This is a genomic window from Dorea sp. 210702-DFI.3.17 (assembly GCF_020560825.1).
GTDB lineage: Bacteria > Bacillota > Clostridia > Lachnospirales > Lachnospiraceae > Dorea > Dorea formicigenerans.
In genome coordinates, this window is sequence record NZ_JAJCNB010000020.1 from 1 (window position 1) to 21070 (window position 21070).

Sequence of the window (21070 nt, forward strand, 5' to 3'; positions counted from 1 at the left end):
ACAGTTTCTAGGTACTATGACATGTATGCGCAGGGCGGTGTTACATATACGCCCTGTACGGAACGCCTACGGCGTTCCTTTTCTTCCTGCACCAGCCCCGTTCTTAACGCTCACGAGCCTTTGGGAGGCTCGTGGCTAAACGGGGCAGGCACAGGAAGAAACACCGTTTTCGGTCGGATAGTCCATGCCTATTCATGCTATCAAAGCGAAAATAACTCTTTTCTATGCCTACTCAAGCGTGTGATTGACCTCATTGTGCTTAATCACTATATCCTCCATGAGAATAACGCCGTTAGAATTACTTGTCAAGAACTTTTTCTTGACTTTTTCGGCTATAATAAGTATGATAGGCTTATAAAGGAACGAAAAAGCCGGGAAAGGAAAAGATATAAGAAGTTATGGAGCATGACACAAAGAAAATAAATTTTTTAGGGGAGAACATACAGACCATAAGAAAACACAGGAAAATGAAACAGCAGGAGCTTGCGGACGCCATCGGTATCAATATGCAGAGCCTTTCTAAGATTGAACGAGGGGTAAACTATCCCACCTTTGACACGCTGGAAAAGATAATGGACGTACTGGAAGTAACACCGAATGAATTGTTGTCGGGAGAATGGAAGTTTGTCCAACAGGCGGAAAAAGAGGTATGCAAGTTTTTACGGACGGAAGAACGCCTAAATGCAGAACTGAAACACGGACACTATGATAACTTCTTTGACAGTGAAGAAGAATGGCTAGAGTATGAGTTGGAGCAGTTGCGGAAATACATCACAGACTATATCAAGGGAGAGGACATACAAGCGTCCGACCTTTACCCTATCAAAACATTTATCCAGCACTTGAAATTTCAGAAAGTATTAGACCGTTATGATGATTTATACAGCATGGATATGTTCGGGGAAAGCACAGACGGACACAAGTACGGTACACCTTATCAGGTTGTAAAGAGGATAAATCCCAACTCAAAAGAAGATATGGAGCTGTTGCGGGAAGTCTTAAAGGACAGCCATTTTGACAACGGGGACGAGTAGCCTTTTTCCTCTTGCAAAAAGATACAGCAAACAAAAAGCCCAGATCAAGAGTGCAAGCACCACTTCTAAAGAAGTGGCAGGCTCTTGACAGGGCTTTTTCTTTTCTGTTTATGGCAGACAAGAGAAAAAAGGATAGCTATATTGTATAGTTTCTCTAATAATTTTAGAGCAATGAATTTATCACAGGTACTTCGTCTTTTCATTGTAAAAGTACAATCGTGGAAAGCACTAATATTGGCACTTTGATTTTGTGCATTATGCACAAAATATGATAGCAACAAAGAGGTCATATATAAAATAGAAACAAAAATAACTTGACATTTAATGAAATATATGTCATGTTGAGGTTAGTAAAAACAGTACGTGACATAAAACTATCAAAAAGTAAAAAAGAGAAAGGAGGTTTATCGAATGAGAGCAAAGAAGTTGAGAACGAAAGTAGTTGGTCTTGTAGCAGCAGTTATGGTTGTCGGCGCTCCACTTACAGCGTGGGCTATTGATGTAGCGGGTGGAGATTTGTACTACAATGGAGGGCAAACAGACACCATTGTATATTCCGAAATTGGGCGTAAAGCAGGTATTAGTCGCAACTACATGGTAAAGGCAACTGTAAAGGTCGGCGGAGATACATATACCAGTGGATTCAAGTCAAACTACGCTTACAAAGATGCAAAGAGAGTTTGGTGGGCGAACGAAACATCTTATTATATTATTATCCATATTAAGTAAAATAGTTCAAACACCTAGGGCGGGGCTATTTGTCCCGCCCTATTTTATACATTTCTTCAAAGAAAGGGGCGTATGTTATGAAAAAATTTTTAAAGATTTTTATTTTCCTTGAAGTCATACTCTTTGCATATATTTTTAATACTTCTATTTACAACATTTATGAAAAGAATAACATTGCTACTGAGAATTTAAAAGGGTATGTTTTAGAAGAAACATCGCCAGAAATTCTCGACAAATTTTATACAATATTTACAGAAGAATATTCTCAAAATAAATTAGAACTCATTAACAATACGCTCACTTCCACAGATAAATCTGTTTATGATTTATATTGCTATCCATTAAATGAGTTTACACAAAAACAGCCTATATCTTCCTCTATTTTGTTTCAATATCATGAATTGCAAAAGGAAGATTTTTTAGATAGTGTTGGTGTATTCTATACAGATTTACCAGCTAACGCAATTAAAGAGATAGCTTCTCAACTGTCCGTCGCAATAAATAACTTTGAAAATGACGCTATTCCGTATAGTATGGTATTAGAATTGAATCTTCTGAATTTTGTAATCTTATTTATTGTACTTCAAATCATATACTGTATTTATACGTCTTATAGTTTGAAAAAAATAGGTATTAAAAAAAGCATGGGCTTTTCTACTATACATATTTTAAAGGAGCAAATTACCAGTGTAATAAAATATTTTGCTGTAATATGTTTAGTATTACTGTTCTTGCTAAATTTATATTACGCATTAACAAACAGATATGATTTTTCTTATTTAGCAACAAGTGTACTGTTCTTTATTGGTGTTTTAGCTATAAATATACTTTGTGTTTTAATTACAAGTATTTTAATTAAGTTTGTTTCTTTAGAGGCAATGATAAAAAATAAGACTTTAAATAGCGGCACAAATATTGTAGTTCAGGCTATAAAAATAATTTTTTCGGTAATAATCGCTATCACTATTATTTCATTGCTGAATCAGGGGAACTCATTTAGACAAAGCCAACAAGCTGTTTTAGATTATAAGTATCTGGACGGATATTATACCGCTAATGGTTTTAATTCATCGGAGTATGATTATGCGTTAGCAAACACAGACATATTAGAAAAATATTCTGAACAAACATTAGAGATGTATAATCATAACCATTCACTACTATGTGATTTTAGGACAGACGGTGGTTTGCAGACATCACGCCCCTATTATGAACAACAGCTTGTTATTGCAAATAGAAATTATCTGAATGAATTTTCAAATATCCAGCTCAGTGGAAAACCATTGGGAGAAGATATATTTAGTGAACCAACAGTATTAGTTCCACATAAATATAAGAATGATGAAAATTCTATTAGCGAATATATTAAGCAAGAATATTTCCGATTGATGAATTACAATCAATTTTATGGAATACCGGGAGAAGAAAAAACTATTGATAAATTTAATGTTGTTTATATAGACGATGATTCTACGATAAAAGTCAATACAGAAAATGGTTTTTCGGATATGGCTAATCCTGTTATCATTGTTGATACGGGCAATTTTGCAGGACTTTACTATTTGGATTCTTTAAATACAAGGTGTTTATTTTTTCAAATGGAGTCAAGAGAAGATTTTTCTTCTTTGTTATCAGAATATGATTTAGAGCAATTAGTTACAGCTGGAACATTACTTACACCTTATTTAATGCAACTTGAAAATGTGACATTCGTTCTTAAAACACTCACTATGTTTACGATTGTCTTTATAGTGTCTTTACTGTTTATTTTGTATATTTCAAATTATGTGGACATTTTTGTAAATCGAAAGAGATATGCGGCAAAAGAGATTTTAGGATTCTCTCATTTTAGGACACTGAAAAATCGGTATATTTTTTGGGGAATCGAAATAATTATATCAGGCGTATTAACTGCTATAAATTATTATTTTGCTTGCCTTTTTGCGATTATACTTATTGACTACATATTCTGCGAATTGCTTTATAGAATTTATATCTCAAACGCTTTATATGAGATTGAAAAGGGGGCATAAGTATGTCATTGATTACATTAAAGAACGTCAAAAAAGAATATGGGAAAAATCAGGTTCTATTTGAAAATTTATCTTTAGAAATAGAAAAAGGCGAATTTGTGGGGCTTGTAGGGAAAAGCGGGGCAGGTAAAACGACACTTTTAAATATAATAGGATTGATTACTGATATATCCGAGGGAACAATCACTATTGATAGTCATAAAAATTTGTCCATGAACGGTAAAAATGCTATGATTTTGAGAAGATATACAATAGGCTATCTATTTCAAAATTATGGACTAATAGAAGATGAAAGCGTGTTGTGGAATTTAAAATTAGCTCTTGAATATAAAAAAGTAAAAAAAGAAGAAAAACTGAAACTAATCAATAAGTATTTAAAGCAATTTGAGCTAAGTGACATGCTTAACAAAAAAGTATATCAGTTAAGCGGTGGAGAGCAACAGCGAATTGCAATTATTAAATTGATTTTGCAAGGAAGTCAGATTATATTAGCTGATGAACCAACTTCTGGACTTGATAAAGAGAACGAATTGATAGTGATGAAACTTTTGAAAGAATTAAATGAAAAGGGCATTACTATAATCATGGTCACTCACAACATGAATTTGTGCGATTGTTTTTCCAGAGTTATAAATGTAGAAAACTTTAGATAGTTTGTTAAAGGGAGATACGCGGTTTTATTATACGTGCAATCTCCCTTTATATTTCGTCATATCAAGACTCATATTCAATTATGGTAAATTCGTGGTAAAACACTTATTTTTTCAAGTGATGAACAGCCCTTAAATGCTGTATTTATGCGGATAATCGGATTTTCTATATCAAGTTTTATATAATTGATGATAAACATTGAATTAAATGTATAAAAAAGATTTTCAGTTTCAATTTTCGAAGCTGAAAATCTTTTTTATTACCATATTGGAATAAAACAAAAGCAAGCAAGACGATAAGCCGGGTTATGTCGTTGAGTGATCATCTATCTAGACCTGATGTTGCCATCAGGTTCCAGCGACCTACCTGAGACTTGACGGGCCGCCAAATTGTCTCTGCACGGTCTTGCTTCGAGTGGGGTTTACATGTGCCCCGGTCGTTACCGGCCGGGCGGTAGTCTCTTACACTGCCCTTCCACCCTTACCTGTCCATTCTCATAAGAGTCTGTCAGGCGGTACATTTCTGTTGCACTGGCCTTGGAGTCGCCTCCACCGGACGTTATCCGGCACCCTGCCCTGCGAAGCCCGGACTTTCCTCACCTGCTGCCTTTCGGCAATTACAGCCGCGATCACCTGTCTTACTTGCAAGTATTTATTATATCATATTTTTTCTAAAAAGAAAGAACTTTTTTACCTCATTGCATCTGCTGCAGAAGTTGCGAGTTCATCGCATCGCTCATTCTGAGGATGTCCATCATGTCCTTTCACCCAGATAAATGTCACATTGTGTGGCTCTTTCGCTTCCAGAAGCCGTTTCCAGAGATCCACATTTTTTACAGGCTCATTCTTTCCACGTTTCCAGCCTTTCTTCAGCCACCCGCCGATCCAGTTCTGATTGAATGCATCTACCACATACTTTGAATCAGAATACAACTTCACATCACACGGACGGTTCAATGCTTCCAGTCCAGCTATGACTGCCATCAACTCCATGCGGTTATTCGTTGTCTTCTCATATCCCTTTGACAATTCCTTTATATGAAGTTCGCCTTTTGAATCTACGTACTCTAAAATGGTTCCGTATCCTCCCGGTCCATCCGGGTTTCCTCTGGCTGCTCCATCGGTGTATATACTGACCAGCATCTATCTTTCCTCCTCAAAATAAAAGCTCTGCCCCGGTTCTTTCACCTTCATGATCCGCTCTCTATACGGCTCCGACACCGAATTTTTCAAAAACTTATCTAAAATGTCATACCCCCACATATGCATTGGGAATACAATCTTTGTATTCGTATGCCGCATAAAATAATTGATACCAAGTACAGACTCTTCTCCCTGTCTGGAATCAAGCGGGAAAAATGCATAATCAATTTCTTCACCCTCGATTTTTGCAATCTCTTTCTGATATGCCTGTCTCATCGGTTCATTCCAGGTCTCATCTTCCTCTTCTTCCCAGTACCACCAGTTCAGATCTCCTGCATGAAAAAATGTTTTCTCTTTCACCCTTACAAGAAATGCCACACCTTCATCGGTGGATTTCAGTGTATGAATCCTTAAATCCCAAATATTAAAATCTGCATCTGCACCTATATGCTCCGTCTGATCTTTTGGCCCTGCCGCCTCAATGTCATCAGATAAAATATAGTGGATATTCTCATATTCTTCTGCCCACGTAAATATTTTCTTTTTAAAATGATCGTAGTGCACATGACTTGCAAATACACAGATTTTTTTATCTTTATCAAACTGTGGCAGATTTCCTTTATAATAATCAAAAATCAATACATATTCGTCACACTCAACAGCAAATCCGCTATGTTCCAGGTAAGTAATTTTAATCATTATTTTATTCCCTGTGCCACTTCAACTGCATGCATGACCTCTGGCAAGATGTATCCAAGACATTCCTTTACAGCTCCTGCTTTTCCAGGAAGATTTACAATCACAACATTTCCACGGATTCCTGCCGCTGCACGGTTCAACATAGCTCTTTTTGTCAGTGTAAGCATGTGTGCACGCATACCTTCCGGAATTCCAAGAAGTGGTCTGTCTACAACTTCCATAGTTGCCTCCGGTGTGCAGTCTTCCGGTCCGCAGCCTGCTCCTCCTGTTGTCAGGATCAGGTCTGCAAGATTTCCATCTGCCATTCTCTGAAAAACAGTAGATAATACAGTTTTGTCTGTCGGGAGAGCCTTCATGAACACAACGTCAAGCCCTGCCTCCTCCACCATCTTGCGGATTACTTTTCCACTTGCATCCTCCTGCTCTCCTTTATAAACTGCTGTACTTGCAGTAATAATCGCTACTTTCATCAAATTGTACCTCCATACATTTTTCTATCTCATTCAAGGTCTTATCTTTTTTCTTAAGTTCCTTTTTGACATTCATAAAATAGTATAGCACAAATTATACAGGGGGTAAATCATTTTTATATGATGATGCACACCAGTCCTCCATTACTGTCATTGACAATCTTCTGCATTGTATCCTGAAGCTTTGTCTGGCTTTCATCCCCGATCATGGCAATTTTACCCCGGATACCATCCATCACTAATTCTTCCACAGATTTTCCGAAAATGTTCGTCTCCCAGATTCCATGTTCGGTTTCTGCTTCCTGCTTAATGAATGTAAGAAGATCTTTCGCCTGATCTTCTGTTCCGACAATCGGTGCAATCTCTGTCTCGATATTCGCCCGGATCAGATGGATAGACGGGGCCTTTGAATGTATCTTCACGCCATATTTATTTCCCTGTTTGATAAGCTCCGGCTCCAAAAGTGTAATTTCATCTCTTACCGGACTGACCACCCCATATCCTTTCATTCGAACAGTTGTAAATGCGTCCCGGACTCCTTCATATTCTTCCTTTAATTTCGCAAGTTCCTGAATTGTTGCAACCAGCTCATATTGTCCTGCAATCTTCGTTCCCGTCATCTCGCTTAACATTTCGTAATAATATCTTTCTGGTATAGAAATGTTGATATTCACACAGCCCTGACCCATTCCAATCTGATCCACTTTGCAGGAATCTATGTACTCACTCTCAGAAACATCTATACTTCCAAGAGCATCCCGGATTTTGGTAAGTCGTTCCAGAATCACTCTCACATGTTCAATCAGATCTTGTTTGATCTTGTGGTCTCTTGGAAGCATCTCCACCCATTTCGGAACAAAAAACTGAATTTCAGATATCGGAAACTCAAAAAGGACTTCCGATAAAATCTGGCAGATATCCTCTCTGGTAAGTTTTTCACAGTTGACCGGCAGCGCCCGTACTCCATATTCCTGTTCCAGATTCTTCGCGGTGTTCTGCGCCCGTTCTCCCTGTGGCTCTTTTGAATTCACAAGTACAATGAACGGCTTTCCGATTCCATTTAATTCCTGTATCGTCATACGCTCCGCATCTTTGTAATTTTCTCTTGGAATGTCTGTGATGGTACCGTCTGTCGTAATCACAATTCCAATGGTTGAATGATCATGAATTACTTTTCTAGTTCCAATCCCGGCAGCCTTTGCAAATGGGATCTCATAAGCAAACCACGGTGTTTTCACCTGTCTCTGGGAATCCCCGTCCATATAACCGGCAGCACCTTCTACCATATAACCGACGCAGTCAATCAGACGTACCTTCACATCTACGTCATCAGCAAGCCGGATTTTTGCTGCTTCCTTCGGCACGAACTTTGGTTCCGTTGTCATAATCGTGCGTCCCGAAGCAGATTGCGGCAGTTCATCCTGCGTACGCATTCTGGCATGTTCATCTTCCATTTCCGGAAGCACCAGCACATCCATGAATCTTTTAATAAATGTAGACTTTCCCGTCCGGACCGGTCCCACAACACCAATGTAGATTTCTCCATTCGTCCTCGCTTCGATATCTTTGTATACCTGAAATCTATCCATCAAAATACCCCCATGCATGAACTTGTTTTACTGTTAACAGATTATGCCGGAAACATTCCGAGTATGTATAGAATTCTGCTTACTATGTATGAATTTTCTGCTTATGGATTTAAAAAGAACATAAACTTACACATGCGCCTTATACACATCGAAAACAATTCATGAAACTTACTCTTAAAAATACAGAACACCTGATATATCAAATAACACGCGCGACTTATGTACGATGGAAATGAGACTCTGTCAATCTTAACTGCCCTTGCAGATAAGATTGACTGCCTTAGAGGCTCATTGGAATGTTTCGTACATGAAGCAAGTGTATTCGATATACCAGGTGTTCGTCCTATTTTATGTTCTTGTTGTTCGTCCTGTTTTAATATCTTTTACAATTATTTCTCCCACGGAAGTGCTGTATGCTCCGCCTTATTATCTCTGAGCATGAGTTCATTAACTGCTTCTTTCGGGTCTTTTCCATCAAACAATACTTCGCTGACTTTATTGATGATCGGAAGTGATACTCCATATTTTTCGCCAAGTTTTACTGCTGCTTTTGCAGAATACACTCCTTCTACTACCATCTGAACCTCATCCATTGCTTCCTGCATGGATTTGCCTTGCCCCATGAGATAACCTGCTTTGCGGTTACGGCTGTGGACACTGGCACACGTTACAATCAGATCACCGATTCCTGTAAGTCCAGAAAATGTCTCAACTGCGCCGCCCATTTTCACACCTAGTCTTGCAATCTCTGCAATTCCTCTTGTGATGAGTGCAGCCTTTGTATTATCTCCATATCCCATTCCGTCAGCAATACCTGCTGCCAGAGCGATGACATTTTTCAAAGAACCGCCAAGTTCCATGCCAAGCATATCCGGGCTTGTATATACACGGAACACTTCACTTGCGAACATCTGCTGCAGATACTCGGCTGTCTTTTCCGTCTTTGCTCCCACAACAACAGTAGTCGGAAGTCCTCTTCCTACTTCCTCAGCGTGGCTTGGTCCGGACAGGACTGCTACATCAGCCTGTGGAATTTCATCCTCGATCTGCTGAGATAGTGTCATCAGAGTTGCCTCTTCGATTCCTTTCGCAACATCAACAATGATCTGACCTTCCGCTACATATGGGCACATATTTTTCGCTGTTCCCCTTGTAAATGTAGACGGCACTGCAAGCACAAGGAAATCTTTTCCTTCTACAGCTTTCTTAAGATCTGTTGTAAATTTCATTGTATCCGGAAGCTTCACGCCCGGAAGCTTTGATTTGTGCTCACGCTCTTTATCCAGCATCCGGATTTCATCTTCCAGAATTGACCACATAGTCACATCATGACCGTTTTTACTCAGAAGAAGCGCCAGTGCAGTCCCCCAGCTTCCTGCCCCTATCACACTTACATTTGCCATAATCTTCCTCCTTATTATTTCTTTCCGATACTGATCTTATTCTCCGTACCGTTCATGAGCCTTACAATATTTGCCTTATGTTTATAAAATGCGGATAACATCAGAAATGCCGCAATTCCATACATTTCATAAAGATACGGCGGTTTTACACCAAATCCTCCCATCTGGCCATACACAACCACTTCGATCAAATAAATGATCACAACTGCCAGGGAGCCAAGAGACACATAACGTGTCACTGCCACGATTCCGAGAAATGCAAATAAACAAATCAAAACCATCCATACATTTGTCGTACTTAAGATCAGTCCGGCTGTCGCTGCGATTCCTTTTCCACCTTTAAAGTTCAGATAAAATGGATAGTTGTGCCCAAGTACCGCACCCATCCCTGCATACATGGCAAGGAGTGGGAAAATGTCTGCGTAAGTCTTTCCGTAAATCAGGTAAACTGTCACAACTGCAAAGACACATTTAAAGCAGTCTCCAAGAAGTGTGACAAGTCCCGCTTTGATTCCCATCGTGCGAAGAGCATTAGTGCTTCCTGCATTGCCGCTTCCCTCTTTTCGGATATCAACTCCTCTCATCTTACCATAGATGTATCCTGTCTGGATCAGTCCAAATGCATACCCGATCAGTAGACATATAAAACGTTCCATTTTCTAATTATCCCTTTCTTTTCTTTCTCTCACAAAGAATTTTAGTGATGTTCCCTTGAAGCCAAAGGACTCTCTGATCTTATTCTCCAGATATCTCTGATAGGAGAAATGCATCAGTTCTTTATCATTGACAAAAATTACAAATGAAGGCGGCTTTACCGCTACCTGCGTCATGTAATAGATTTTCAGACGCTTTCCTTTGTCTGAAGGCGGCTGCTGCATTGCTGTTGCTTCCATCAGAATCTCATTAAGTACCCCTGTTGCAACACGCAGTGTCTGATTCTCAATGACCATATCAATCATATCGAACATTTTTGGAAGACGCTGACCTGTCACTGCAGACACGTACATAATCTCTGCGTATGGCATAAATGAAAGGACACGGCGCACTTCATTCTCATACTCACGCATGGTCTTATCATTTTTCTCAATAGCATCCCACTTATTTACCACGATGATAACACCTTTTCCACGCTCATGCGCAATTCCTGCCACCTTGGCATCCTGTTCTGTCACACCCTGAGTCGCATCAATTACCACAAGGACCACATCTGCACGCTCTACCGCTGTTACGGTACGGATAATACTGTATCGCTCCAGTTCCTCTTTAATCTTATTCTTTCTGCGAAGCCCTGCTGTATCAATAAAGACATATTCTTTTCCATTGTGCACGATCTCCGTATCAATGGCATCCCTTGTTGTTCCTGCAATGTCACTGACGATCACACGCTGCTCTCCAAGAAGCTTGTTAATAATAGAAGACTTACCTACGTTCGGTTTGCCTACGATTGCCACACGCGGACGAGAGTCCTCTTCCTCTTCTCCTGCATGCTCCGGGAAATGTTCGATCACCTTATCAAGCATATCTCCAAGTCCGAGTCTTGATGATGCAGAGATTGGCACCGGATCACCGATTCCAAGATTATAGAACTCATAAGTATCTGCCATATATTTATCAAAATTATCTACTTTGTTTACAACAAGAATGACCGGCTTTCCGCTTCTTCTTAACATATCTGCAACTTTAGAATCGGAATCCACAAGCCCCTGCTTTACATCTGTAATAAAAATAATAACATCTGATGTATCAATAGCAATCTGAGCCTGTTCACGCATCTGCGACAGAATAATGTCCTTGCTCTCCGGTTCAATACCACCGGTGTCGATCAATGTAAAATCTTTATCAAGCCAGCTGACATCTGCGTAGATTCGATCACGGGTAACTCCCGGTGTGTCTTTTACAATTGAAATCTTCTCTCCTGCCAGCGCATTAAAAAGTGTGGACTTACCCACATTCGGTCTACCCACAATCGCTACTACTGGTTTACTCATATATTTATCTCCATTTCTGTAAATATTCGATTTTTCATCTTATCCACTTGATTTTACAATATCTGCTTCAACTTGTAAAGTTTATAAAATAGAAAACATACCATTGACCTTACATAGGTAAAAATGATATAACTGTAATGTGAGATATGTTAGAACAAAATATCATAAAAAAGAAATGAAATATTTATATGTAACAGGAGAGCGTTATGAACAACATTACGATTAACAGTAACAGTAATGATATCAAGGAGATGGAAAAGCTTTTCCCAAGAGCCCCTCTGAAGATCATTGCTATGGAAGGCTGCAAAGAACTGGGACAGAAAGTGAATGACTATATTGTCAACTTCAGGCAGTCCTCTTACCGTGAAGAATTAAAATCACCAATGTATGCAACTTATCTTCAGGACAATTATCTGGTAGATGCACATTGCCCACGTTTTGGAAGCGGTGAAGCAAAAGGTGTCCTGAACGAATCTGTCCGTGGGAAAGACCTGTTTATTATGACAGATGTATGTAATTACAGCCTGACATATTCCGTCAACGGATATGTGAACCACATGTCACCGGACGATCACTATCAGGATCTGAAACGTCTGATTTCCGCTGCTAATGGTAAGGAACACCGCCTTAACATTATTATGCCGTTTTTGTATGAGAGCCGTCAGCACAAACGTACAAAACGCGAGTCTCTGGACTGCGCTTTGGCACTTCAGGAACTGATTGACATGGGCGTAGACAATATCTTCACATTTGATGCCCACGATCCGCGTGTACAGAATGCAATCCCGCTTTACGGATTCGACAGTTTCAACCCGCCATATCAGTTCATGAAAGCACTGCTTCGCGCAGAACCAAACCTTTCTGTTGACCCGGATCACCTGATGATCATCAGTCCGGATGAAGGTGCAATGTCCCGTGCCGTATACTTCTCCAACGTTATCGGAGTTGACATGGGTATGTTCTACAAGAGACGTGATTATTCAACAGTCATAAATGGAAAGAACCCAATTGTAGCACATGAGTTCTTAGGTTCTGATATCAAAGGGAAATCTGTCATCATCATCGATGATATGATTTCTTCCGGTGAAAGTATGTTGGACGTAGCTAAACAGATGAAAGACCGTGGTGCAAAACAGGTATTTGTATGTACAACATTTGGTCTTTTCACAGATGGATTTGAGAAATTTGACGAATTCCATGAGAAAGGTTATATTGATCGCGTGATCACTACGAACCTGACTTACCTCCCACCTGCATTCTATGAGAGAGAATACTTCACAGTTGCAGATATGAGTAAATTCATCGCGCTGATCATCGATTCCATGAACCACGATGTATCTATCAGTTCTGTATTAAGTCCGACTGACAGATTACACGCTCTTCTTGAAAGACACAGAAAAGATTTAGCAGAGAAAAATTTATAGGATTTTCTCATAATCAGATATATGTGCATTTTTATAGACCGCCAGTTAATAGCTGGCGGTTCTATTTTTCATGATTGGAAATAAGACTATGAACTTTTGAACGTCAAAAAAGGAATAGTTACAAGAATCTCTTCCATCACTATTCCTCTTTATATTTTGATTATGTTTGATCAACCTGCAATTGTACCAATTAACGAATCACACGTACTCTTAACACATCTTTGACTTTTGTAAGATCTTCGATAACACTGTCTGTCACATCAGAATCTATATCAATCATCGTATATGCATACTCACCTTTGCTTTTATTCGTCATATCTGCAATATTCATATTATCATCTGCAAGGATCTTCGTGAATTGTCCGATCATATTCGGTACATTATGGTGAAGTAATGTAATTCTTGTATTTTCACCTTTGACTCCCATGTCGCAGTCCGGATAGTTTACAGAATGCTGGATGTTACCATTTTCCAGATAATTTCTTACTTCTGCAACTGCCATCTTCGCACAGTTATCTTCAGACTCTTCTGTAGAAGCTCCAAGGTGTGGTGTGATAATTGCACCTTTGACTCCTGCCACGATTGGTGTCGGGAAATCTGTCACATAGTTCTTAACATGTCCGGAAACAAGTGCATCTACTACTGCCTCTTCATCAACCAGGACATTTCTTGCATAATTCAGAATGACAACGCCATCTTTCATAAGACCAATCGCATTCTTGTCAATCATACCTTTTGTACTATCCATAGCCGGCACATGTATCGTAATATAATCACAATCTTTATAAAGCTCATCAACGGTCTTTGCATGATGAATATTTCTGGACAGTCTCCATGCTGCATCCACAGACAGATATGGATCATATCCGTAAACTTCCATTCCAAGATGTACGGCTGCATTAGCAACAAGAACACCAATGGCTCCAAGTCCAATGACTCCCAGCTTCTTACCTTCGATTTCGCAGCCGGCAAACTGTTTCTTTGCCTTTTCGGCATCTTTTAAGATATTGCCGTCTTCTTCATTCTCCTGGACCCAGTTGATTCCTCCGATGATATCACGAGACGCAAGAAGCATACCTGCGATCACAAGCTCTTTTACACCATTTGCATTTGCTCCCGGTGTGTTGAATACAACGATTCCCTGCTCTGCACATGTATCCAGAGGAATGTTATTAACTCCAGCTCCTGCTCTTCCAATAGCCTTTAAGTTTTTGTCAAACTCCATGTCATGCATAACTGCACTTCTTACGAGAAGCGCATCTGCACCTTCTGCAGTATCAATCTTTGTATAATCTTCTGTAAAGTTATTCAATCCAATATCTGCGATTGGATTTAAGCAATGATATTTGTACATATTAAGCGTTCTCCTTTTCAAATTTCTTCATGAATTCGACTAATGCTTCCACGCCTTCGATTGGCATCGCGTTGTAAATACTAGCACGCATACCTCCGACAGTACGGTGCCCTTTTAAGTTTACAAATCCGGCTGCATCTGCTTCTTTGACGAATTTAGCCTCCAGATCTTTGTCACCAATTACGAATGGAACATTCATAAGAGAACGGTCTTTTGGTACAACAGTTCCTTTGAACATCTTGCTCTGATCCAGGTAATCATACAGAATCTTTGCTTTTTTCTCATTGTGTTCTTTCATTGCAGCAAGTCCGCCCTGTTTTTTCAACCATTTGAAGACTTTGCCGCAAATATAAATTCCATAACACGGAGGTGTGTTATAAAGAGAACCTTTGTCCGCCTGTGTTTTATATTTTAACATAGTCGGTGTGCCTGGAAGTACGTCATCACGGATCAAATCTTCACGGATAATTGCAATCACAACTCCGGCAGGTCCAATATTTTTCTGTACTCCACCATAGAGAACACCGTATTTTTCTACATCGTGAGGCTCTGACAGGAAACAGGAAGATACATCTGCAACCAGCGTCTTGCCTTTCGTATTCGGAAGTTCTTTGTACTTCGTTCCATAGATTGTATTATTCTCACAGATATATACGTAATCTGCATCGTCATCAATCGGAAGATCGGAACAATCCGGAATATAAGAAAATGTCTTATCTGCGGAAGATGCAATGACATTCACCTTGCCGTATTTTTCTGCTTCTTGTGCTGCTTTTTTCGCCCACTGGCCTGTCACAATATAATCTGCGACACCATTTTTCATCAGGTTCATAGGAACTGCAGCGAACTGCTGGGATGCGCCTCCCTGCAAGAACAGTACCTTATAATTGTCCGGAATATTCAGCAAGTCTCTAAGATCTGCTTCTGCCTCATCGATAATATTCTGGAATACCTGAGAGCGGTGACTCATTTCCATCACGGACATTCCTGAACCCTGATAATCCAGCATCTCTGATGCTGCTTCTTTAAGGACCTCCACCGGTAACATTGCCGGACCTGCTGAAAAATTGTACACTCTACTCATAGTATTGCCTCCATTTCCCTTGCTCTTTTTGAGCTGTTAATTTGTTTATTATTTATTCTTCAAATCTGCTTCATCAAACGCTTCACTGATTGCCGCTCCAGGCGCAACCATTGGCCATACCTTATCATCACTGTCAATCTGACAATCGATGACAACCGGTTTTCCAAGATTCATTGCCTTTTCAAAAGCTGATTTAAATTCTTCCTGTGTTGTTACGCGGATGCCTTCTGCACCCATTGCTTCTGCAAGTTTTACAAAATCTACTGCATCATTCAGTACTGTCGCAGAGTATCTTTGTCCGTAAAACAGATTCTGCCACTGTCGTACCATACCAAGAACGTGGTTGTTGATGACTACCTGAATCACTGGAATATTGTGGCGGACTGCAGTTGCGATCTCATTCATATTCATTCTAAAGCAACCGTCTCCTGCAATATTGACAACCACTTTGTCTTCTCTTCCACTCTTCGCTCCAAGAGCTGCGCCAAGGCCATATCCCATGGTTCCAAGTCCTCCTGATGTCAGGAATGTTCTTGGTTTTGTATATTTATAAAACTGTGCTGCCCACATCTGATGCTGTCCGACCTCTGTAGAAATAATAGCCTCGCCCTTTGTCTGGCGATAAATCTCTTCTACTACGAACGGACCACTCAATACATCTTTATGATAAACTAGTGGATATTTTTCTTTGTATTCCTGAATTTTAGTCACCCATTCTGCATGATCCTGCTGTTCCAGGCGCTCATTCAATCTGTCAAGAACGACTTTTATGTCTCCTACAACACCTGCAGAAATCATCACATTTTTGTTCATCTCGGCAACATCTACATCAATCTGGATAATCTTTGCATTCTGTGCAAATTTCTGTGCATTTCCGGTTACACGGTCACTGAATCTTGCTCCGATCACAATCAGAAGATCACACTCACTGACACCGTAATTGGAAGTTTTTGTTCCATGCATTCCAAGCATTCCTGTATATAACGGGTCTGTTCCAGGAAATGCTCCCTTTCCCATAAGAGAATCTGTTACCGGTGCATCCACTTTTTTTGCAAATGTATAAACTTCTTCGCTGGCTCCGGATAAAATTGCTCCTCCACCAACGAAGATATAAGGCTTCTTTGCCTCCTTTATCATCTCTACTGCTGTGTCAAGCTGTGTTTCACAGATATTCTGTGATGGCTCTACAGCTACAGGCTTTTCTTTTACATACTCTGCCTTATTTGCAGTGACGTCTTTCGGAATATCAATCAGAACCGGACCCGGACGACCTTTTTTCGCAATGGCAAATGCCTTACGGATCGTCGCTGCCAGATTATTTACATCCTTTACAATAAAGTTATGCTTTGTAATTGGTAACGTAATTCCTGTAATATCAATCTCCTGGAAACTGTCTTTTCCAAGGAGGGAAACTCCTACATTACATGTGATTGCAACAATCGGAATGGAATCCATATATGCCGTAGCAATCCCTGTTACAAGATTCGTAGCTCCCGGTCCACTCGTTGCAAGACACACACCAACTTTACCTGTTGCTCTCGCATATCCGTCTGCTGCATGCGCTGCTCCCTGTTCGTGGGAAGTCAGGATATGCTTGATTTCATTCTGATGTTTATATAATTCATCGTACACATTTAAAATTGCTCCGCCAGGATACCCAAATACAGTATCCACGCCTTGCTCTTTCAAACATTCGATTACGATTTCTGATCCTGTCAACTGCATACTTTATAACTCCTGTTCTATCATTATTTAGCTTTCGGTACTTCCAGGATCGCTCCCCGGTTTCCGGATGTAACCATAGCTGCATATCTTGCAAGATATCCGGTTGTAACCTTCGGCTCTCTTGGCTGCCATTTTTCTTTTCTCTTAGCCAGTTCTTCATCAGATACATCTAACTCAAGCTTCATGTTCGGGATATCGATCTTGATGATGTCTCCTTCTTCTACAAGTGCGATTGGTCCGCCAACTGCAGCCTCTGGTGAAACATGTCCAATAGATGCTCCTCTGGAAGCTCCACTGAAACGTCCATCTGTGATCAGAGCAACGCTGGAACCAAGTCCCATTCCTGCGATTGCAGAAGTCGGGTTCAACATCTCTCTCATACCAGGACCACCCTTTGGTCCTTCATAACGGATAACAACAACATCACCGTGGTTGATCTTGCCGCCTTTGATTGCTGTGATTGCATCTTCCTCACATTCGAAGACTCTTGCCGGTCCTTCATGTACAAGCATTTCATCTACTACTGCAGAACGCTTTACAACACTTCCGTCCGGTGCAAGATTTCCTTTTAATACTGCAAGTCCGCCTGTCTGGCTGTACGGATTGTCGATTGGACGGATAACCTCTGGATTTTTGTTCTGCACTCCTTCAATGTTCTCGCCTACTGTCTTACCTGTAACTGTCATGCAGTCTGTATGAAGCAATCCTTTTTTGTTCAGTTCAGCCATAACCGCATAGACACCACCTGCCTCATTGAGATCCTCCATATAAGTCGGACCTGCCGGCGCAAGGTGGCAAAGGTTTGGAGTCTTTTCACTGATTCCATTTGCGAAATCAATCTCAAAATCCATACCAATCTCATGTGCGATTGCCGGAAGGTGAAGCATACTGTTTGTAGAACATCCAAGTGCCATATCAACCGTCAATGCATTCAAGATTGCATCCTCTGTCATAATATCTCTTGGACGGATATTTTTCTCCAATAATTCCATAACCTTCATACCTGCATGTTTTGCAAGACGGATTCTCTCAGAATATACGGCCGGGATTGTTCCGTTTCCACGAAGTCCCATTCCAAGCACTTCAGTCAGACAGTTCATACTGTTGGCTGTATACATACCAGAACAAGATCCGCATGTTGGACATACTTTGTTCTCAAATTCGCACAGATCTTCATCAGAAAGTGTTCCTGCTGCATTCGCTCCAACAGCCTCGAACATGCTGGAAAGACTTCTCTTCTGGCCTTTTACATGTCCTGCAAGCATCGGTCCTCCGCTGACAAAGATTGTCGGAATATTAATTCTGGCTGCTGCCATCAGAAGTCCCGGTACGTTCTTATCGCAGTTCGGAACCATAACAAGTGCATCGAACTGATGCGCCATTGCCATAGCCTCTGTAGAGTCTGCGATCAGATCTCTTGTTACAAGAGAATACTTCATTCCAATATGTCCCATCGCAATTCCATCACAGACTGCGATTGCCGGAAATACAACTGGTGTTCCACCAGCCATTGCAACACCCTGTTTTACTGCATTTACGATCTTATCCAAATTCATATGTCCTGGAACGATTTCATTATAAGAACTTACGATACCAACTAATGGTCTGTCCATCTCTTCCTGTGTCATTCCCAGTGCATTAAAAAGGGAACGATGTGGTGCCTGCTGTTTTCCTTTTGTTACTGTATCACTTCTCATTTTTTTGTTCTCCTTTTTGTATTATTCTTTCATACCACACGGATTGTTCCGCATTTCACGCTCTTACAATCCCACGCAATATTCGAATATCGTGTAGTATACACCACACTGTTATTCTATATATTTGCTGCGATTTCATCACCCATCCGGGCTGTTCCGATCTGAGTCTTTCCTTCAGACATGATATCAATGGTACGATATCCGTCTTTTAATACTTTTGCCACAGATGCCTCAATTGCGTCTGCTTCTTTGTCAAGGTCAAAACTAAATCTTAACATCATTGCTGCAGAAAGAATTGTTGCAATTGGGTTTGCGATTCCCTGTCCTGCAATATCCGGTGCAGATCCGCCGCTTGGCTCATAAAGGCCAAATTTTGTCTCGTTCAGGCTTGCGCTTGCAAGCATTCCGATGGATCCTGTGATCATACTTGCCTCGTCAGAAAGAATATCTCCAAACATGTTCTCTGTCAGGATAACATCGAACTGTTTCGGGTCTTTTACCAACTGCATTGCACTGTTATCTACAAGCATGTGCTCCAAAGTTACTTCCGGGTAATCCTTTGCAACTTCTTCCACTACTTTTCTCCAGAGTCTGGAAGAATCCAGAACATTTGCTTTATCTACACTTGTAACTTTCTTTCTGCGCTTCATCGCAATGTCAAATGCTCTCTTTGCAATTCTGCGGATTTCATTCTCGTTATATGTAAGACTGTCAAATGCAGTCATCACTCCATCGACTTCTTCTGTCTTTCTCTCTCCAAAGTAAAGTCCACCGGTAAGCTCTCTCATGATCATCAGATCAAATCCGCCTTCTGTGATCTCTTCTTTTAACGGACATGCTCCTTTCAATTCATCGTAAAGAATTGCCGGTCTTAAGTTTGCAAAAAGATTCAACTCTTTACGGATACGGAGAAGTCCTGCCTCCGGTCTTTTAGATGGCTCTAATTTGTACCATGGTGATGTACTTGTGTTTCCACCGATAGATCCCATCAGAACTGCATCGCAGGATTTTGCCTCTGCTACTGTCTCATCTGTAAGAGGAACACCATGCACATCGATGGAAGCTCCACCCATCAGTAACTGTCTGTACTCTATATTATGACCGTAACGCTTGGCTACTTTATCTAATACTTTCATCGCCTCTGTTACGATTTCCGGGCCAATTCCGTCCCCTTTGATCACGCCAATTTTTAAATTCATATGTATCTTCCTTCCTAAACTAGTGCTGCAAAAAAATCTATGTTTTTTATATTAGCCTATTTTTTAACAGATTTCAATACTTTAATACGCTAAACCTATCAAAAAAACTGCTCCGGAACCTAGAAAATAAGCAAATACTCCATCAAAATCACATATCTAATGCAATTTGTATCATATTATCAAATCCCAGTTGCCGCTCCCTGGCAGATAATTTTTCATCTTTGTATAAATGATCGGAAATTGTAAGCATGCAAAGCGCCTTTTTTCCTGCTCTTGCTGCATTCATATAAAGTGCTGCTGCTTCCATCTCCACTGCAAGTACTCCCATCTTGCGCCAACGGTCATTGACTGTCGGATCATCATTATAAAACACATCGGAAGTAAGTACATTTCCGGCACGGACTGTCAGGCCTTTCTCTCTCACTGTGTTCACGGCGCTTTCCAGTAATTCATAGTCTGCAATCGGTGCAAATGTTCCCGGAAGATTATACTGTGCGGCATAATTCGAATCTGTACAGGCACCTACAGCAATGACCACATCCCGAAGATCCACATCATCCTGAAGGGCTCCTGCCGAGCCGATGCGGATAATTTCTTCCACTTCATATTCGTGGTACAGTTCATAAGTATAGATTCCGACTGATGGAACTCCCATACCGCCTCCCATAACAGAAATCTTCTCTCCTTTATAAGTTCCCGTGTATCCGAGCATATTTCTCACAGTATTAAAACATACTGCATCTTTCAAAAAATGTTCCGCAATATATTTTGCACGAAGCGGATCTCCCGGCATCAGAACTCGTTTTGCAACCTCTCCTTTTTCTGCTTCATTGTGTGGTGTTCCCATAG

The 21070-nt window shown here is 40.4% G+C and carries 18 protein-coding genes and 1 other RNA gene; 5 read left to right on the plus strand and 14 right to left on the minus strand.

What is annotated here, in order from left to right; all coding sequences use genetic code 11:
- Positions 1 to 398: 398 nt before the first annotated feature.
- The 4 genes from LI149_RS10205 to LI149_RS10220 all read left to right on the plus strand — a co-directional run bounded on the left by LI149_RS10205 (position 399) and on the right by LI149_RS10220 (position 4449).
- On the plus strand, positions 399 to 1034 hold the full coding sequence (locus LI149_RS10205; RefSeq protein ID WP_101629280.1) for a helix-turn-helix domain-containing protein: 636 nt from the start codon (positions 399 to 401) through the stop codon (positions 1032 to 1034).
- A gap of 411 nt (positions 1035 to 1445) precedes the next feature.
- Complete coding sequence (locus tag LI149_RS10210) at positions 1446 to 1763, plus strand: hypothetical protein (protein WP_227086713.1); 318 nt, start codon at positions 1446 to 1448, stop codon at positions 1761 to 1763.
- A 77-nt stretch (positions 1764 to 1840) separates the two neighbouring features.
- Positions 1841 to 3796 carry a hypothetical protein gene (locus LI149_RS10215; RefSeq protein WP_101629281.1) on the plus strand — a complete coding sequence of 652 codons (1956 nt, stop codon included), beginning with the start codon at positions 1841 to 1843 and terminating at the stop codon, positions 3794 to 3796.
- Between the two features lie 2 nt (positions 3797 to 3798).
- A complete protein-coding gene (locus tag LI149_RS10220; RefSeq protein ID WP_009243732.1) occupies positions 3799 to 4449 on the plus strand; it encodes an ATP-binding cassette domain-containing protein in 651 nt (216 codons plus the stop codon).
- Between the two features lie 278 nt (positions 4450 to 4727).
- Here LI149_RS10220 and rnpB read toward each other — a convergent pair.
- The 8 genes from rnpB to der form a co-directional block, all read right to left on the minus strand.
- Positions 4728 to 5091, minus strand: an RNA gene (gene rnpB / locus LI149_RS10225) — RNase P RNA component class A.
- A gap of 45 nt (positions 5092 to 5136) precedes the next feature.
- Positions 5137 to 5589, minus strand: coding sequence for a ribonuclease HI (rnhA, locus tag LI149_RS10230; protein WP_005331130.1), 453 nt, complete (start codon positions 5587 to 5589; stop codon positions 5137 to 5139).
- Complete coding sequence (locus LI149_RS10235; protein WP_227143317.1) at positions 5590 to 6288, minus strand: MBL fold metallo-hydrolase; 699 nt, start codon at positions 6286 to 6288, stop codon at positions 5590 to 5592. It lies immediately after the preceding gene.
- On the minus strand, positions 6288 to 6758 hold the full coding sequence (locus LI149_RS10240; RefSeq protein ID WP_005331133.1) for a molybdenum cofactor biosynthesis protein B: 471 nt from the start codon (positions 6756 to 6758) through the stop codon (positions 6288 to 6290). Before LI149_RS10240 ends, LI149_RS10235 begins: the two co-directional genes overlap by 1 nt.
- A 116-nt stretch (positions 6759 to 6874) precedes the next feature.
- Entirely contained in the window at positions 6875 to 8347 is a 1473-nt protein-coding gene (spoIVA, locus tag LI149_RS10245) for a stage IV sporulation protein A (protein WP_029730374.1), read from the minus strand.
- Positions 8348 to 8736: 389 nt separating this feature from the next.
- Positions 8737 to 9750: an NAD(P)H-dependent glycerol-3-phosphate dehydrogenase gene (locus LI149_RS10250; protein WP_227143318.1), complete on the minus strand. Its 1014-nt coding sequence runs from the start codon at positions 9748 to 9750 to the stop codon at positions 8737 to 8739.
- A 14-nt stretch (positions 9751 to 9764) separates the two neighbouring features.
- Positions 9765 to 10406, minus strand: coding sequence for a glycerol-3-phosphate 1-O-acyltransferase PlsY (gene plsY / locus LI149_RS10255; protein WP_117606059.1), 642 nt, complete (start codon positions 10404 to 10406; stop codon positions 9765 to 9767).
- 3 nt (positions 10407 to 10409) lie between these two features.
- Positions 10410 to 11738 (minus strand): ribosome biogenesis GTPase Der, encoded by a 1329-nt coding sequence (der, locus tag LI149_RS10260; RefSeq protein WP_005331138.1) that lies wholly within the window; start codon positions 11736 to 11738, stop codon positions 10410 to 10412.
- Between the two features lie 206 nt (positions 11739 to 11944).
- Here der and LI149_RS10265 point away from each other — a divergent pair, with 206 nt between their 5' ends.
- Complete coding sequence (locus LI149_RS10265) at positions 11945 to 13162, plus strand: ribose-phosphate pyrophosphokinase (RefSeq protein WP_005331139.1); 1218 nt, start codon at positions 11945 to 11947, stop codon at positions 13160 to 13162.
- A 190-nt stretch (positions 13163 to 13352) separates the two neighbouring features.
- Here the strand turns inward: LI149_RS10265 and LI149_RS10270 are convergent, their stop codons facing one another.
- From LI149_RS10270 to deoD, 6 genes are all read right to left on the minus strand, one after another.
- Positions 13353 to 14516, minus strand: a complete 1164-nt coding sequence (locus LI149_RS10270; RefSeq protein WP_005331141.1) for a phosphoglycerate dehydrogenase — start codon at positions 14514 to 14516, stop codon at positions 13353 to 13355.
- A gap of 1 nt (position 14517) precedes the next feature.
- On the minus strand, positions 14518 to 15600 hold the full coding sequence (gene serC, locus LI149_RS10275; RefSeq protein WP_005331142.1) for a 3-phosphoserine/phosphohydroxythreonine transaminase: 1083 nt from the start codon (positions 15598 to 15600) through the stop codon (positions 14518 to 14520).
- A 48-nt stretch (positions 15601 to 15648) separates the two neighbouring features.
- Positions 15649 to 17325 (minus strand): biosynthetic-type acetolactate synthase large subunit, encoded by a 1677-nt coding sequence (ilvB, locus tag LI149_RS10280; protein ID WP_227143319.1) that lies wholly within the window; start codon positions 17323 to 17325, stop codon positions 15649 to 15651.
- Between the two features lie 23 nt (positions 17326 to 17348).
- Entirely contained in the window at positions 17349 to 19022 is a 1674-nt protein-coding gene (gene ilvD / locus LI149_RS10285; protein ID WP_173786201.1) for a dihydroxy-acid dehydratase, read from the minus strand.
- 116 nt (positions 19023 to 19138) lie between these two features.
- Positions 19139 to 20221, minus strand: a complete 1083-nt coding sequence (leuB, locus tag LI149_RS10290) for a 3-isopropylmalate dehydrogenase (protein WP_005331145.1) — start codon at positions 20219 to 20221, stop codon at positions 19139 to 19141.
- A 148-nt stretch (positions 20222 to 20369) separates the two neighbouring features.
- Positions 20370 to 21068 carry a purine-nucleoside phosphorylase gene (deoD, locus tag LI149_RS10295; protein WP_029730369.1) on the minus strand — a complete coding sequence of 233 codons (699 nt, stop codon included), beginning with the start codon at positions 21066 to 21068 and terminating at the stop codon, positions 20370 to 20372.
- Positions 21069 to 21070: the final 2 nt, after the last annotated feature.